At 59.9% G+C, this 15333-nt stretch carries 15 protein-coding genes; 12 read left to right on the plus strand and 3 right to left on the minus strand.

Annotation, left to right across the window (positions count from 1 at the left end; genetic code table 11):
• The first annotated feature begins 15 nt into the window (after window positions 1-15).
• The 5 genes from torA to G5229_RS18135 all read left to right on the plus strand — a co-directional run bounded on the left by torA (window position 16) and on the right by G5229_RS18135 (window position 5575).
• Window positions 16-2508: a trimethylamine-N-oxide reductase TorA gene (gene torA, locus G5229_RS18115; protein WP_421209915.1), complete on the plus strand. Its 2493-nt coding sequence runs from the start codon at window positions 16-18 to the stop codon at window positions 2506-2508.
• 99 nt (window positions 2509-2607) lie between these two features.
• The gene (torD, locus tag G5229_RS18120) at window positions 2608-3276 is read left to right on the plus strand and encodes a molecular chaperone TorD (RefSeq protein WP_421209917.1); all 669 of its coding nucleotides are present in this window, start codon (window positions 2608-2610) and stop codon (window positions 3274-3276) included.
• Window positions 3277-3283: 7 nt separating this feature from the next.
• The gene (locus G5229_RS18125) at window positions 3284-3652 is read left to right on the plus strand and encodes a hypothetical protein (RefSeq protein ID WP_216951965.1); all 369 of its coding nucleotides are present in this window, start codon (window positions 3284-3286) and stop codon (window positions 3650-3652) included.
• Between the two features lie 170 nt (window positions 3653-3822).
• Window positions 3823-4962, plus strand: coding sequence for a hypothetical protein (locus G5229_RS18130; RefSeq protein WP_216951966.1), 1140 nt, complete (start codon window positions 3823-3825; stop codon window positions 4960-4962).
• Window positions 4952-5575 carry a hypothetical protein gene (locus tag G5229_RS18135; protein ID WP_421209919.1) on the plus strand — a complete coding sequence of 208 codons (624 nt, stop codon included), beginning with the start codon at window positions 4952-4954 and terminating at the stop codon, window positions 5573-5575. The genes G5229_RS18130 and G5229_RS18135 overlap by 11 nt, the downstream gene beginning before the upstream one ends.
• On the opposite strand, the gene G5229_RS18140 is transcribed toward G5229_RS18135, so the two are convergent.
• Both G5229_RS18140 and G5229_RS18145 read right to left on the minus strand, forming a co-directional pair.
• Window positions 5565-5798, minus strand: a complete 234-nt coding sequence (locus G5229_RS18140) for a hypothetical protein (protein ID WP_216951968.1) — start codon at window positions 5796-5798, stop codon at window positions 5565-5567. The genes G5229_RS18135 and G5229_RS18140 overlap by 11 nt on opposite strands.
• A 277-nt stretch (window positions 5799-6075) precedes the next feature.
• Window positions 6076-6354: a hypothetical protein gene (locus tag G5229_RS18145; RefSeq protein ID WP_216951969.1), complete on the minus strand. Its 279-nt coding sequence runs from the start codon at window positions 6352-6354 to the stop codon at window positions 6076-6078.
• Window positions 6355-6523: 169 nt separating this feature from the next.
• Between G5229_RS18145 and acs the strand changes: the two genes are divergently transcribed.
• The 7 genes from acs to G5229_RS18180 all read left to right on the plus strand — a co-directional run bounded on the left by acs (window position 6524) and on the right by G5229_RS18180 (window position 14414).
• Window positions 6524-8470, plus strand: coding sequence for an acetate--CoA ligase (gene acs / locus G5229_RS18150; protein WP_421209921.1), 1947 nt, complete (start codon window positions 6524-6526; stop codon window positions 8468-8470).
• 288 nt (window positions 8471-8758) lie between these two features.
• Window positions 8759-9208, plus strand: a complete 450-nt coding sequence (gene aroQ / locus G5229_RS18155) for a type II 3-dehydroquinate dehydratase (RefSeq protein ID WP_005338907.1) — start codon at window positions 8759-8761, stop codon at window positions 9206-9208.
• Between the two features lie 36 nt (window positions 9209-9244).
• Window positions 9245-9703: an acetyl-CoA carboxylase biotin carboxyl carrier protein gene (gene accB, locus G5229_RS18160; RefSeq protein ID WP_005338908.1), complete on the plus strand. Its 459-nt coding sequence runs from the start codon at window positions 9245-9247 to the stop codon at window positions 9701-9703.
• A gap of 15 nt (window positions 9704-9718) precedes the next feature.
• Complete coding sequence (gene accC, locus G5229_RS18165; RefSeq protein WP_005338910.1) at window positions 9719-11059, plus strand: acetyl-CoA carboxylase biotin carboxylase subunit; 1341 nt, start codon at window positions 9719-9721, stop codon at window positions 11057-11059.
• A gap of 127 nt (window positions 11060-11186) precedes the next feature.
• A complete protein-coding gene (locus G5229_RS18170; RefSeq protein ID WP_005349483.1) occupies window positions 11187-11450 on the plus strand; it encodes a YhdT family protein in 264 nt (87 codons plus the stop codon).
• Entirely contained in the window at window positions 11440-12897 is a 1458-nt protein-coding gene (gene panF, locus G5229_RS18175; RefSeq protein WP_421209924.1) for a sodium/pantothenate symporter, read from the plus strand. Before G5229_RS18170 ends, panF begins: the two co-directional genes overlap by 11 nt.
• Window positions 12898-12986: 89 nt before the next feature.
• Window positions 12987-14414, plus strand: coding sequence for a PTS transporter subunit EIIC (locus G5229_RS18180; RefSeq protein ID WP_421209926.1), 1428 nt, complete (start codon window positions 12987-12989; stop codon window positions 14412-14414).
• A gap of 1 nt (window position 14415) precedes the next feature.
• On the opposite strand, the gene G5229_RS18185 is transcribed toward G5229_RS18180, so the two are convergent.
• Window positions 14416-15288, minus strand: coding sequence for a LysR family transcriptional regulator (locus G5229_RS18185; RefSeq protein ID WP_421209928.1), 873 nt, complete (start codon window positions 15286-15288; stop codon window positions 14416-14418).
• Window positions 15289-15333: the final 45 nt, after the last annotated feature.

Consider the following 15333-nt stretch of genomic DNA (forward strand, 5'->3'; position numbering starts at 1 on the left):
AAGAGGAATAACAAGATGATCAATATTTCCCGTCGTGGTTTTCTGGGTGGCTTGCTGGCCAGCGGTGCCTCTGCCCTGATCGGCCCCTCCCTGCTCGGTCGCGCCGTAATGGCCGCCGAGTCTGGCGACAAGCTGGTGCAGTCCGGCTCCCACTGGGGCGCCTTCCGTGCCCGGGTGGTCGATGGACGCTGGGTCGAGACCCTGCCGTTCGAGCATGACAAGCACCCCACCGACATGCTCAAGGCCTTGAGTGAGGTGGTCTACAACCCCTCCCGCATCCGCTACCCCATGGTGCGGCTGGACTGGCTGCGCAAGGGCCACCAGTCCGACACCAGCGAACGCGGCCAGAACCGCTTCGTGCGGGTGACCTGGTCCCAGGCGCTGGACTTCTTCTATCACGAGCTGGAGCGGGTGCAGAAGACCTATGGCCCGAGCGCCCTCTATGCCGGTCACTCCGGCTGGCAGTCTGTGGGCAAGTTGCACTCCGCTGGCGCCATGCTGGGGCGCGCCATGAACCTGCACGGCACCTATCTGGCCAAGGCCGGTGACTACTCCACCGGTGCCGCCCAGGTGATCCTGCCCCACGTGGCGGGCGCCATGGAGGTGTATGAACAGCAGACTTCCTGGCCGCTGGTGCTGGAGCACAGCAAAACCATCGTTATCTGGGGCTCCGATCCCATCAAGAACCTGCAGGTGGGCTGGCTGGTGCCGGATCACAGCGTCTACGACTACTGGGCACAGCTGAAAGAGAAGGTGGCCAAGGGCGAGATCCGGGTGATCAGTGTCGACCCGGTCAAATCCAAGACCCAGAAGTACCTCAAATGCGATCAGGTGACCCTGAATCCGCAGACCGACGTGCCGCTGATGCTGGGCATCGCCCACACCCTCTACAGCGAGAAGCGCCACGACGAGGCGTTCCTGAAGAACTACACCACCGGCTTTGACAAGTTCCTGCCCTACCTGCTGGGCACCAGCGATGGTCAGGTGAAGGACGCCGAGTGGGCCGCCGCCATCTGTGGCGTACCAGCCGAGACCATCCGCGAGCTGGCCCGCACCATGAGCAGCGGCCGCACCCAGCTTATCGGCGGCTGGTGTGTGCAGCGCATGCACCACGGCGAGCAGTACGCCTGGATGCTGGTGGTACTGGCCTCGATGATTGGCCAGATCGGCCTACCGGGGGGCGGTTACGGCTTTGGCTGGCACTACAACGGGGCGGGCACCATCACCTCCAGCGGCCCAATCATGTCCGGTTTCAGCTCGGTAATTCCCGGGGTCAAGCCGCTCCATGACGGCGACTGGAAGGGCTACTCCAAGTACATTCCGGTGGCCCGCTTCGTCGACTGCATCCTCAATCCGGGCAAGCAGATCGCCTTCAACGGCCAGACCATCACCTACCCCCACATGAAGATGGCGGTGTTCTGCGGCAACAACCCGTTCCACCACCAGCAGGATCGCAACAAGATGGTCGCGGCCTGGCGCAAGCTGGAAACCGTGGTCAGCATCGATCACCAGTGGACCGCCAGCTGCCGTTTTGCCGATATCGTGCTGCCCGCCACCACCACCTATGAGCGGGATGACATAGAGCAATGGGGCTCCCACTCCAACGCGGGCATTCTGGCCATGTACAAGGTGGTGGAGCCGCTGTTCGAGGCGCGCGATGACTACGACATCTTCGCCGATCTATGCCGTCGCTTCGGTCGCGAGGCCGAATTTACCGGTGGCAAGAGCAAGCTGGAGTGGATCCAGAGCATCTATGACGACGCCCGCCTGCAGGGTCGCGGCATCGGCATTCGTCTGCCCCGTTTCAGCCAGTTCTGGCACGGCGAAGGCTTCGTCACCTTCCCTGCGGGCCAGCCCTGGGTGCGCCACGAGTCGTTCCGTCAGGAGCCGGATCTGGAGCCCCTCGGTACCCCGTCTGGCCTTATCGAGATCTACTCCAAGACCATCGCCGATTACGGCTATGGGGATTGCCCGGGCCACCCGGTCTGGATCGAACCCTACGAGCGCTCACACGGCGGGCCGGGCAGCAAACAGTACCCGCTGCACCTGCAATCCTGCCACCCGGACAAACGGCTGCACAGCCAGCTCTGCTCCTCCGACAACTATCGCGCCACCTACACGGTACAGGGTCGCGAGCCTGTCTACATGAATCCGCAGGATGCCAAATCCCGCGGCCTCAAGGACGGCGATCTGGTGCGGGTGTTCAACGGTCGCGGTCAGGTATTGGCCGGTCTGGTGGTGAGCGATGACTACGCCCCCGGCGTGGTGCGCATTCAGGAAGGAGCCTGGTATGGCCCGCAAGAGGGTGGCAAGGTGGGGACTCTCTGTACCTACGGCGATCCCAACGTGCTGACCGCCGACATCGGCTCCTCCAGCCTGGCGCAGGCCACCACGGCCCATACCGCGCTGGTGGAGATCGAGAAGTTCCGCGGACAGGCGCCCGCCGTCAACGCCTTCGGCGCGCCGGAATCGGCCAAGGGCATCGACCCCATGTTCCCGGCACTCTGACCCCGGGGGGACGAAAGCGCCCCCTTGAGTTTCCTTTATTTTTAAAGTCGTTAGAATCGGGAGCCATCAAGGCTCCCGATTGCCATCCACGGAGGAAAAATGCAGGAATTTATGGCTACCAGCGAACGCCGGGCCGAACTCTACTGGTGGTTCTCCACCCTGTTCGCCGCCGAACTCAGTGATGAGCAGATCGCCGAATATGACACCTATGACGTGCGAAGCTTCCTGAAAAGCCTCTCCACCCTGGATCCGATGCGTGAAGCCGTGGTCGAGCTCAACGATGCCATCGCCCGCCTGCTGGTGCGCCCGGATCGCCAGCTGGAACTGGCCGCCGACTTCACCGGTCTGTTTCTGGTGGATCCCAAACAGGGCGCCCTGCCCTACGAATCGCTCTACCGTGGCGAGGCCAAGCTGCTGATGCAGGCCCCGATGGCCGAGATGCAGGCCCGCCTCGATCGCCTTGGTATCAATGTCAGCGATAAATACAAAGAGCCTGCCGATCATCTGGCCATCGAGCTGGATCTGATGGGCAATCTCATCATCCGTGCGGCGGAAGCCAAGAGCGCAGCCGAGCGGGAACGCTGGCTCGACGAGCAGGAAGCACTGCTGCACGGTCATCTGCTGGGCTGGTTTGACAAGTTCGAAAGCGCCTGTCGCGCCGCCGACCGGTTTGGCTTCTACGGCGCCAGTGCCCGTCTGCTGGGGGTCTTCCTCAAGATGGATGCCAACTACCTCTCTCTGGTCAAACCGGCACCGTCCGCCGAGTGAGCCCGCGATGAAGACAGCCCTGCTTCTGATTGCATGCTGGCTGCTGGCCCTGATCCCGCTGGATCAGGGCATTACTCCCCTGATTGCGCTGCTGTTCAACCCGGATCGCGAGCTCTACGGCACCGCCCAGCTCACCGGATTTGCTGGCATCCTGCTCACCCTCTACCTTGCCAATCTCGGCGTCGAGGTGGTGTTGCGCCGCCGCTTCCAGATTGCCGGCATGCTGGCGCTGCTGGCCGCCTGGATCGACTTCATCAACAGCAGTGGCAGCGAGTCGCACTTCCTGCTGCTCTATCTGCTTGCCCTCCCGTTCCATCTGCTCGGCTGGCTGGTACTGGTGCGCGGTATTCAGGCATTTGGCCGAGAGAAAGGCTAAAAAATAGCCAACAATATTGCAAATCATGACAGCCAGGTCAGGCACTTCCCAGTCATTACAAGCACATCGGTACAGCTCCCCGTAATATTTGCTTACATTCAGCTCCCGTTCAGTTTTAAAAAAGCCTATATAGTGCCGCTCCTTTCGCCACACTACACAGGAGCAATCGTATGCCTCCACAGGATGCGCGCATCACAGGCCTCGATCTGTTGCGCGGGCTTGTCATCTTCATGGCCGTCTTCGAGCACTACACCGGTTACCTCAACTACTGGTACATCGATTTCTTCAATCGGGAACATGCCTTGTGGGACAGCTTCTATGTATCACACAAGGCAATGGCGGGACACCTGCTCCCCATGGATCAGCTGACAGCACACGCATCAGCCTGGTTAATCCCCTGGGTCAGCCAGATCTACCTGGCCTTGGCCGCATTCAACCTGAGCCGCCGCGATCAGGCCAGCTTCAAGCCGCAGCTGGGCAGCAAGCTGGCCCTGTTTGCCAGCATCATACTGATGCTCTATGTCGAAGGGTTGGTCATCGCCCCCAACTTCGGCGAGGCCATCTCGTTCTACCCGGTCATGCTCTGGATGTGCCTGCTGGCGCTCTTCTCCATGGTGTATGCCTGGTTCGGCATCCGCGGCATGCTCCTGCTGACCCTTCTAAGCCTGCTACTGGATCAACTCGGCGTACAGGATCTGCTCGGCCATATCGACAGCTGGATGAAGCTGCACGTTCACCCCGACTATGAGCTGGATGCCCGTCTCGACCTCTTCATGGCCAGTGGCTGTTTCGGCTTTCTCTATGGCTGGTGCTGGCATCAGCGCCCACAATGGCGAGATCGCCTCAACCGTCTGGTACTGACGCTGTCGCTGGTGGCGCTGGCCATCTATCTCATGTTCGGCGAGACAAGCACGGTCGAGCTCAACGACATCTACGCCAACGAACACGAACTGGCGCTGGACATGATCGGCCGAGCCGGGATCTGGGGTATGGAGTTTCTGGTGATCGGTACCGTGCTCTGGCTACACCAACACAATATCCGTCTCTGCTGGCGACCACTCAACTGGATCGGCATGTACTCGCTGACCGTCTTCATCTTCCACAAGAGCATCTTCGTGCACCTGTGGGGCCCCTTGCTACTGTGGTGGACCGCCCGTCAGGGCACCATACTGCCCAACAGTTTTGGCCTTATCATGTTGCTCTGCACCGCCAGCGTACTGCTGATTTATGCTTTCCAGCGCTCCGGCATCATCTGTCATCTGATGGGAATGCATCAGGATCGGGACTGGGCGCGGCTATATGGCAAATAAGTATTGGCTGTCGCTGCTAATACTGGTAACGCTACCATTGCAAGCAAAGGAGTTGTTACTCGGCAGCAGCTGGCAACTGGACAGTAACCAGACCAGTAGTAACGCAACCCAGCACAGCCAACTCTGGTGGGGTTATGAACGGGAGACCCAGGTTGGGCTCCTTTTCACTAACGGAAGCAGTGCCGGGCTGGCACTACCTCTCTATGAAAAGAGTTTTATCGCCTTGGGAGTCGGATCCATGCCAGTGGTTGATAGTACCCGTTTCAGTGCTATGTGGCGCCTGGGATGGCAGCTGGATGATGACCATCAATTGACGTTGTCCCAGCTCGTCGACCTCACTGGCCGTTATGGCCAGCTCTGGTACATGGAGCACAGCCTGCCGCTGCCGGCCGGGCTCTCCCTCAACCTCTGGCTGACCCGGGGCAGTCAGGCCCACATGGCCGCTTATGATGCTCATGAAGGTTGGCGAGACTGGGGGCTAACCCTGGAGCACAGTTGGGCTTGGCAAAAGTGGCAACTCGACGCAGAAGCGGGTGCCAAGCAGTGGCTCATCAAGGATCGCGATTGGCAACCCGTCGTGAACCTGACCCTGAGCTATCGCTTCAGCTGGTAACACTCACACCACAGGCAACTTCCACGTTTACCAGCGCCCACCTATCTTGGGTCCAGCCAAATGAAAACGCACAGACAGTCAAACCCATCGCATCATTAGGCTCTACAATGCAACTGCTTCCTGCAATCAGGGGGATATCCTGTTGCTGCGCACTCCAGGTTTCCTGACCAAATGGCAACATGCCAACCATGTTGCCAAATTCCATTACAACAGAGTCAATCATCGTCAGCCCTCTTTGCCAGCAAGCCGCACAGCTCAAGCACTAACGCTCTGATCGCGCATGATAAACATCCTCTGTTAGCAACATAACGCTCTCTCGGGATGTCAAAAGGACCACGGTAGCAAGGGCTTGCAACTCAGGCTGAACATCTGTGCCCACAAGCCCTTAACAGGGGAAAAAGGGATTATCTATTGGTACGCAACGTCAGGTCGACTGCGTTCATCAAAGGATGATGATGTCATTGGTGCCGCAGGGGAAAATCCCCTGGCGATAGATATGACTATCTGCCAAACGTCAGGGTGGGAACACCACCATCATCCCGCTCATTGAGCATGCGTGTGAGCGGTGAGTCGCCAGAGTAACGGGATCCAGGCTCACTGAGGGAAAATTTGGCCCCCGGTTTTTTTGCCTGCCATGCGTTGCCAAGCTGATCGGCAACCCGATCCCGCACGGTCTGTGACGGCTCCTGATGCGTAATCGCAAACTCTTTGGGGGGCTTGTCTGCCAGTACAGGCACATCAAACTGCCAGAGGGATGCACAGAGCAATAGAGAGAACATAACTACCTCCATCCATCAAAGTCCTCCTTTTTACTCACTCACCACCTGAGTGTCACCCATTACCCTGTAACCAAATGTTGCTGTCTATCCAAAAGTCTAATTGCCCCCATCAGCCAAAGGTATAAGTTGTTACTTAATTATTAAAAGTATGTATTCAAAGGAGTGAGTGATGAGCGAGAGCAAGGTCTATCCGGTCAAACCCCATATCAGCAACAGCGCCCTGCTCGACAAGGGCGACTACGCCGCCATGTACCAGGCCTCCGTCGAGGATCCCGATACCTTCTGGGGTGAACAGGGCAAAATCCTCGACTGGATAAAGCCCTACACCAAGGTAAAAAACACCTCCTACGATCCGGGCCATGTCTCCATCAAATGGTTTGAGGATGGCCAGCTCAACGTCTCCGCCAACTGCCTCGATCGCCACTTGGCAGAGCGTGGCGACAAGGTCGCCATCATCTGGGAAGGGGACAACCCTGCCGAAGATCGCAAACTCACTTATCGCGAATTGCACGCCGAAGTGTGCAAGTTTGCCAACGTCTTGAAAGCACAAGGGGTTCACCGCGGCGACGTGGTCTGCCTTTATATGCCCATGGTGCCCGAAGCCGCCATCGCCATGCTGGCCTGTACCCGCATCGGCGCGGTACACAGCATCGTCTTCGGCGGCTTCTCGCCGGAAGCGCTGGCCGGCCGCATCATCGACTCGGGCTCGCGCATCGTCATCACCGCCGACGAGGGACTGCGTGGCGGCCGTCCGGTGCCACTCAAGAAGAATGTGGATGAAGCGCTCACCAACCCGGATACCCAGGTCAACAAGGTTATCGTGCTCAAGCGCACCGGCGGCAATGTCGCCTGGCACAACCACCGCGACATCTGGTGGCATGAAGCAACCGCCGCCGTCAGCAGCGACTGCCCGCCCGAGGCGATGAACGCCGAAGATCCGCTCTTTATCCTCTATACCTCCGGCTCCACCGGCAAACCCAAGGGGGTGCTGCACACCACCGGCGGCTATCTGGTTTACGCCACCCTCACCTTCAAATATGTGTTCGACTACCACGAAGAGGATATCTACTGGTGTACCGCCGATGTGGGCTGGGTCACCGGCCACTCCTATCTGGTCTACGGGCCGCTTGCCAACGGTGCCACCACCATCATGTTCGAAGGGGTGCCCAACTACCCGGCCACCAACCGCATGAGTCAGGTGGTGGACAAGCATAAGGTCACCATCCTTTATACTGCACCAACCGCCATCCGTGCCCTGATGGCCAAGGGTAACGAAGCGGTCACCGGCACGTCACGCCAGAGCCTGCGCATCATGGGTTCGGTGGGTGAACCCATCAACCCGGAAGCCTGGGAGTGGTACTACCGCACCATTGGCGATGAGCGCTGCCCCATTGTCGATACCTGGTGGCAAACCGAGACCGGCGGCATCCTGATTACGCCGCTGCCCGGCGTCACCGACCTGAAACCGGGCTCGGCAACTCGTCCCTTCTTCGGGGTGCAACCGGCGCTGGTCGACAACATGGGCGAGCCGCTGGAAGGGGCCACCGAGGGCAATCTGGTGATCACCGACTCCTGGCCAGGCCAGATGCGCACCGTATTCGGCGATCATGAACGCTTTGAGCAGACCTACTTCTCCACCTTCCCGGGCCGCTACTTCACCGGCGACGGTGCCCGTCGCGACGAGGACGGCTACTACTGGATCACCGGTCGGGTGGATGATGTACTCAACGTCTCTGGCCACCGCATGGGTACCGCCGAAATTGAATCGGCGCTGGTGGCCCATCCCAAGATCGCTGAAGCCGCGGTGGTGGGGGTTCCTCACGAGATCAAGGGTCAGGGTATCTATGCCTATGTCACCCTGATCGCCGGGGAAGAGCCGAGCCGCGAGCTGCACAAAGAGGTGAAGGAGTGGGTGCGCAAGGAGATTGGTGCCATCGCAACGCCAGATGTCATTCACTGGGCAGAGGGGCTGCCGAAGACCCGTTCCGGCAAGATCATGCGCCGCATCTTGCGCAAGATCGCCACCGGAGAGACCGATAGCCTGGGGGATATCTCCACCCTGGCGGATCCGGGGGTAGTAGACAAACTCATCCGCGAGAAGTCGGAAGCAGCCTGATCCCGCTTCGTTTGTTGCTCAATAAAGCCGGCCCTGTGCCGGCTTTATCGTTTCTTATCTGCCAGCAAACAGCAAGGTGGCAGCGACGAAGTATCTCAGGCCGAAACGTGCAATAAATAGCCAGATGTAGAGATTAGACCAGTAAAATGCTGCTAATTTTCACGAAATCAATATAATTGCGAAATCTGTGTGCCAGGGCACACCGATTTGCGCAGAAAATGGCTAGATTTCTGGTAATCCACAAGATAGCTGATAGATAGCAGCATTATCATCGAGGATGTACTCAATATGTCGCAAAATCACCGAATTCTCCTGCTCAACGGACCAAACCTGAATCTGCTGGGCAAACGGGAACCGGGTATCTACGGCAGCAAGACGCTTGATGAGATCGTCGCCGATCTGAAGCTTAACGCCAGCGAACTCGGTGTCACTCTGGAACATCTGCAATCCAACGCCGAACATGAGTTGGTCGGCCGCATCCATCAGGCCATGGGCCAGGTGGATTTTATCATCATCAATCCAGCCGCCTTCACCCACACCAGCGTCGCCATTCGCGATGCGCTGCTGGGTGTCGCCATCCCTTTTATCGAGGTTCACCTGTCAAACGTCCATGCCAGGGAGCCGTTCCGTCATCACTCCTATCTGTCTGATGTCGCCAAAGGGGTCATTTGTGGTCTGGGGGCCGATGGCTACCAATTCGCTTTAACCGCGGCCGTGCACCATCTGCGCGCGGCTTGATAATCACTGATCAGATAAAGAAGAAAGAGAATGCTAATGGATATCCGCAAAATCAAGAAGCTGATTGAACTGGTTGAAGAGTCCGGCATCGCCGAACTGGAGATCTCCGAAGGTGAAGAGTCCGTTCGCATCAGCCGCAACTTCTCCGGTCAGGTGACCACCGCCATGCCGCAGATGATGATGCAGCAAGCCGCTCCGGTTGCCGCACCTGCTGCTGCCGCCCCGGTTGCCGCCGCACCGGCCGCAGATGCCGCCCCGAGCGGTCACCTGATGCGCTCCCCGATGGTTGGCTCCTTCTACCGCTCCTCCAGCCCGGATGCCAAGCCGTTCGCGGAAGTGGGTCAGCAAGTCAATGTCGGCGACACCCTGTGCATCGTCGAAGCCATGAAAATGATGAACCAAATCGAGTCTGACAAGGCCGGTGTGATCAAAGCGATCCTGGTTGAAAATGGTCAGGCCGTCGAATTTGACGAGCCGCTGTTCATCATCGAATAAGGGAAATCGCCACCCATGTTGGACAAAGTAGTCATCGCCAACCGCGGTGAAATTGCCCTGCGGATCCTGCGCGCCTGTAAAGAGCTCGGGATCAAGACAGTGGCCGTTCACTCCACCGCCGACCGGGAGCTCAAGCATGTGCTGCTGGCCGACGAATCCATCTGTATCGGCAGACCGGCCAGTACTGAATCCTACCTCAACGTCCCGGCCATCATCGCCGCCGCCGAGGTAACCGGTGCCGTGGCCATCCACCCGGGTTACGGCTTCCTCTCCGAGAACGCCGATTTCGCCGAAGTGGTCGAAAAATCCGGCTTCATCTTCATCGGCCCGCGCGCCGAGACCATTCGCCTGATGGGTGACAAGGTCTCCGCCATCGAAGCGATGAAGAAAGCGGGCGTACCGTGTGTACCGGGCTCTGACGGCCCCGTCGATAACGACGCCAAGCACAACGCTGCCATTGCCAAGCGCATCGGCTATCCGGTGATCATCAAGGCCGCCGGTGGCGGTGGTGGTCGCGGTATGCGCGTGGTGCGCAATGAAGCGGAACTGGCGGGTGCCATCGCCCTGACCAAATCCGAAGCAGGCCAGTTCTTCAAGAACGACATGGTCTACATGGAGAAGTACCTGGAAAACCCGCGCCACATCGAAATTCAGGTGTTGGCAGACGGCCAGGGCAACGCCCTCTATCTGGGCGAGCGTGACTGCTCCATGCAGCGTCGCCACCAGAAAGTGGTGGAAGAGGCGCCGGCGCCCGGCATCACCGCCGAAATGCGCAAGTTCATCGGTGAGCGCTGTGTGCGCGCCTGTATCGAGATCGGCTACCGCGGTGCGGGTACTTTCGAGTTCCTGTACGAGAACGGCGAGTTCTATTTCATCGAAATGAACACCCGTATTCAGGTTGAGCATCCGGTCACCGAGATGGTCACCGGTATCGATCTGATCAAGGAGCAGCTGCGTATCGCCGCCGGCCAGCCCCTGTCAATCACCCAGCAGGATATCCGCATCCGTGGCCATGCCATCGAGTGCCGGATCAACGCCGAAGATCCGGCCACCTTCATGCCCTCTCCGGGTCTGGTGCAGCGCTTCCACGCGCCGGGTGGTCTGGGCGTGCGTTGGGACTCCCACATCTATGCCGGTTACAAGGTACCGCCCCACTACGATTCGATGATCGGCAAGCTGATCTGCTACGGCGAGAATCGTGACATTGCCATCGCCCGCATGCGTCATGCGCTGGACGAGCTGGTGGTGGAAGGGATCAAGACCAACGTACCGCTGCAAAAAGAGATCATGAAAGACGAAAACTTCCAGCACGGTGGCACCAATATCCACTACCTGCACAAGAAGTTAGGTCTGTAAGGATCGCTGATAGAGACCGGACTTCCGGTGGAAGTCTGCTCCGCAAGGAGCCTCTGCTGAAAAAGGGCCATGGCGACATGGCCCTTTTTTGTTATCCTTGCGCCCCTCAAATTTGTCGGAGGCCAAGGTGAACCGTTTCGCTCTCGCCCGCCGGGAAGCAGCTTTCTGCCTGCTGCTGACCCTGTTCTACTTCTTTGCCTGGTATGGCACCGCCTATTTTATCCCGCTCCAGCTGGAGTTGTGGGGGCTGCCGCTGTGGTTCCTGCTCAGTTGCATGGTGATGCCGCTGCTGTTCATTCTGCTCTGCGCCCTGATGGTGAACCGGCTGTTTGTGGAGATCCCCCTCGATACCCACTCCCCTTCCGGCAAGGAGTCATCCCATGAATCTTGAGTTGATGCTGCCGCTCGTCATCTATCTGGTGCTGATGCTGGGGGTGGGTTTCTGGGCCAGCCGCCATCGCGCAGAAGGCAACTTCGTGCAGGAGTACTTCATCGGCAACCGCAGCATGGGCGGGCTGGTGCTGGCGATGACGCTAGTGGCCACCTACACCTCGGCCTCCTCCTTTATCGGTGGGCCGGGCGCGGCCTACAAGATCGGTCTGGGCTGGGTGTTGCTGGCGATGATCCAGCTGCCCACCGTCTGGCTCACCCTGGGGGTGCTTGGCAAGAAGTTCGCCATCATCGCCCGCCGGGTCAATGCGGTGACCATCAACGACATGCTGTGGGCCCGCTACCAGAGCAAGGCGGTGGTGATCCTCGGCTCCATTACTATCATCCTCGCCTTTATCGCGACCATGGTGGTGCAGTTTATCGGCGGCGCCCGCCTGCTGGAGACCGCGACCGGGCTCTCCTACCAGCAGGGGTTGATGCTGTTTGCCAGCTGTGTGCTGCTCTACACCATCATCGGCGGCTTCCGCGCCGTGGTGATGACTGATGCCCTGCAGGGGATCATCATGCTGATCGGCACCGGCGCCTTGCTGGCGGGGATTTTGATTGCCGGTGACGGCCTGCCGAACCTTATCCACCAGCTCAGGGAGATCGACCCCAAGCTGGTGAGCCCGCAAGGGGCTGGCGACATGCTGACCCAGCCCTTTATGCTGAGCTTCTGGATCCTGGTCTGTGTCGGGGTAGTGGGGCTGCCCCACTCGGCGCTGCGCTGCTTTGGCTATCGCGACAGCAAGGCGCTCCATCGCGGCATTCTGATCGGCACAGTAGTCAGCGCCCTGCTGATGTTCGGCATGCATCTGGCGGGTGCCCTTGGCCGCGCCATCCTGCCGGGCATGGACAGCCCGGACAAGATCATGCCCTCCCTGATGATGGAAGTGCTGCCCCCCTGGCTGGCCGGGGTCTTTCTGGCTGCGCCGATGGCGGCCATCATGTCCACCATCGACTCCCAGCTGATCCAGGCTTCCGCCACTCTGGTGAAGGATCTCTATCTCAACTATCTCAATCCAAAGCAGGAGAAGCTGGAGGTGCGCATCCCTCGCCTCTCTCTGCTCTGCACCCTGATCCTCGGCACTCTGGTGCTGCTGGCGGCGTTGCAGCCCCCCGAGATGATCATCTGGCTCAACCTGCTCGCCTTTGGCGGTCTGCAGGCGGTGTTCCTCTGGCCGCTGGTGCTCGGTCTCTACTGGTCACGGGCCAACGGCCCGGGCGCGCTGGCCAGCATGGTAAGCGGCATCGTCTGCTATGGGGTACTGAGTCAGTGGGGGATCAAGCTGGCTGGCCTGCACGCCATCGTGCCAAGCCTCACGCTGGCACTGGTGGTCTTTATCACGGTCAGCCTGCTGACGGCACCGCCCTCGCGGGAAGTGCGCGAGCTTTTCGGGCAGAAATAATAAAAATATAAATTAGGGGTTCCAAAACTATCCCCAAATAGGTGTTTTCCGGTTAAACTGTGCGCCAAGTCACAGAACGTAGCCGCTGTATGCCCATTAAAGCCACTCGACAAGTCGTTACTCAAGCCCTGCAGCGGCTCGGTTATGCCCTGCTGCTGCCCGTCTCCATCCTGCCGATGGCGGCGTTGATCTACCGGCTTGGGCAACCCGACGTGCTCGATTTGGCGGTGCTCTCCCTCACCGGTCAGGCGATCTTCAGCCAGATGCCGCTTATCTATGCGGTGGCGATCGCCTTTGGCCTGAGTCGACAGGAGCTGGGCGGACAGACGCTGGCGGGTGCGGTCAACTTCCTGCTGCTCAGCACCGCCTTCAATACGCTAGCCCCCAACCTGCACGCCGACATGATCTGCGGCCTGCTGGCGGGACTCACCACCGCCATTATCTATCCCTGGGTTCACCAGCAAACGCTGCCCCGCTGGCTGCAGATCGCCAGGGGGGAGTTTCCCAGCCTGCTGGTGTCGGCCCTGGCCTGCCTGCTGATCGCCATCCCCCTCTCGCTGCTGTGGCCGCCACTGGAGCGCGGGCTGACCCTGCTCACCTCTGAGCTGCTTACCACGCCGTTTGGCGCCTTCTGCTACGGCACCCTCAACCGCTTGCTGATCCCGCTCGGGCTCCATCAGGTATTGGGTAGCGTCATCGGCCTTGGCGAGAGCAACCTGCAGGCGCTGGCCACCGCCCAGCCCCTTCATGAAGGGTATGTGGCCGGTCTCTACCCCATCATCATGTTCGGCCTGCCGGGCGCCTGTTTTGCCATCTGGCTGCACCGCCAGCGGATGCAGCGGCTACCGCAGGGCGGGCTGCTGCTCACCCTGGCGCTCACCTCGGCACTGGTGGGTATCACAGAGCCTATCGAATTTCTGTTCGCCTTTACCGCCCCCTGGCTGTTCCTCGCCCACGCCCTGCTGACCGGACTGTCACTGGCGGTCTGTAGCGGGCTGGGGATCAAGGTGGGCAGTTACTTCTCCGCCGGTCTGCTGGATCTGGTGCTGAGCTATCAGGCTGGGGAGCACAGCTTCTGGCTCATTCCGGTCGGTATCCTGTTCTTCGTTGCCTACACCCTGCTCTTTTACCAACTGCTGGAGCGCGCCCCCCTCAGCATGCCGAGCAAGCCCATCGCAGTGGAGCATCCGCGCCTTGCCAGCGTTGCCCCCTCCGACCCGCAGATGCTGGCGATCCAGTACCTCAAGGTGCTGGGCGGGATGGACAATCTGGTGGCGATGAGTGTCTGTATCACCCGCCTCAGCCTGCGGGTGCGCGATATTTCACTGGTGGATGAATCTCGCCTGCTGGGCCTGGGCTGCCTCTCCTGGATCCAGCTCAACGACCACCAGCTGGTGCTGGTGCTGGGCCCCAGCGCCAGCCTGATTGAAGGGCAGATCCGCATGCTGGCGGAGCGCCAGTCGGTCCCCCTCGGCCTCAAACCCAATCAGGAGTCGGCCAGCCAGAGCAGTTGGTAACTCAGGCAAACGGCAACCGCTCGGCCACGAAATCCATCAGGGTGCGCAGGGCGGGGGCCAGATGCTCCCGACTCGGATAGATTAGGTAGAACGGGTTGGCCGGAATGGGCTGATCCGGCAACACCTTCTGCAATCGCCCCGCCGCCAAATCCCCTTCACAGACATGGTGGGGCAACAGGGCAATCCCCCCGTCATGGAGTGCCATCTCCCGCAGCGCCAGCAAGCTGTTGCTGACACAGGCCCCCTGCGGCCGCCAGCCACCCTCCTGCAATGGCCACACCGGCATGGCCGAGTGCACCAGACAGGCATAACGGCCCAGCTCGCTCAACTGTTGCGGCATGCCGTGGGCCGCCAGATAGGCGGGCGCCGACACCAGATGGCGCGCCACTTGACCGATACGCCGGCAGATGAGGCTGGAGTCTTTCAGCGGCGCCGCCCGCAGCGCCAAATCATAACCTTCCCCCACCAGATCGAGCTGTTCATCGCTCAGGGTCAACTCCAGCACCACTTCGGGATAGAGAGCGCGAAACTCGGCGAGGATCCGGCCAAGCAGCAGGGTGCCGGTCGCCTCGGGGGCAGTGATCCGCACCCGCCCCGCCGGGGCCGAGCGCAGCCGTGCCATCGCCAGATTGGCACTGCGGGCCAGTGCCAGCAGCCCCTGACAGTGCTCCACATAGAGCTCCCCCTGCGGCGTCAGGCTCAACCTGCGAGTGGTACGCTGCAACAGCCGCACCCCGAGCTGGGATTCGAGCCGCGAGATCTTCTGGCTCACCGATGACTTGGGCATACCAAGCAGCTCGGCGGCTCGGGTAAAGCTTCCCTGCTCCACCACGGTGGCAAACAGCCCCATCAACTCCAGATCGACATTGTTCATATATTCAAACAGTCTTTACCGATTACCCATCTTAATCTTGATAAT

It is taken from the genome of Aeromonas sp. 602396 (assembly GCF_049173735.1).
GTDB lineage: Bacteria > Pseudomonadota > Gammaproteobacteria > Enterobacterales > Aeromonadaceae > Aeromonas > Aeromonas veronii_A.

Bases quoted from the DNA above. Each gene is read 5' to 3' on its own strand.
- torA (WP_421209915.1), top strand. From the start codon at position 16: ATGATCAATATTTCCCGTCGTGGTTTTCTGGGTGGCTTGCTGGCCAGC.
- torD (WP_421209917.1), top strand. From the start codon at position 2,608: ATGCAGGAATTTATGGCTACCAGCGAACGCCGGGCCGAACTCTACTGG.
- G5229_RS18125 (WP_216951965.1), top strand. From the start codon at position 3,284: ATGAAGACAGCCCTGCTTCTGATTGCATGCTGGCTGCTGGCCCTGATC.
- G5229_RS18130 (WP_216951966.1), top strand. From the start codon at position 3,823: ATGCCTCCACAGGATGCGCGCATCACAGGCCTCGATCTGTTGCGCGGG.
- G5229_RS18135 (WP_421209919.1), top strand. From the start codon at position 4,952: ATGGCAAATAAGTATTGGCTGTCGCTGCTAATACTGGTAACGCTACCA.
- G5229_RS18140 (WP_216951968.1), bottom strand. From the start codon at position 5,798: ATGATTGACTCTGTTGTAATGGAATTTGGCAACATGGTTGGCATGTTG.
- G5229_RS18145 (WP_216951969.1), bottom strand. From the start codon at position 6,354: ATGTTCTCTCTATTGCTCTGTGCATCCCTCTGGCAGTTTGATGTGCCT.
- acs (WP_421209921.1), top strand. From the start codon at position 6,524: ATGAGCGAGAGCAAGGTCTATCCGGTCAAACCCCATATCAGCAACAGC.
- aroQ (WP_005338907.1), top strand. From the start codon at position 8,759: ATGTCGCAAAATCACCGAATTCTCCTGCTCAACGGACCAAACCTGAAT.
- accB (WP_005338908.1), top strand. From the start codon at position 9,245: ATGGATATCCGCAAAATCAAGAAGCTGATTGAACTGGTTGAAGAGTCC.
- accC (WP_005338910.1), top strand. From the start codon at position 9,719: ATGTTGGACAAAGTAGTCATCGCCAACCGCGGTGAAATTGCCCTGCGG.
- panF (WP_421209924.1), top strand. From the start codon at position 11,440: ATGAATCTTGAGTTGATGCTGCCGCTCGTCATCTATCTGGTGCTGATG.
- G5229_RS18180 (WP_421209926.1), top strand. From the start codon at position 12,987: ATGCCCATTAAAGCCACTCGACAAGTCGTTACTCAAGCCCTGCAGCGG.
- G5229_RS18185 (WP_421209928.1), bottom strand. From the start codon at position 15,288: ATGAACAATGTCGATCTGGAGTTGATGGGGCTGTTTGCCACCGTGGTG.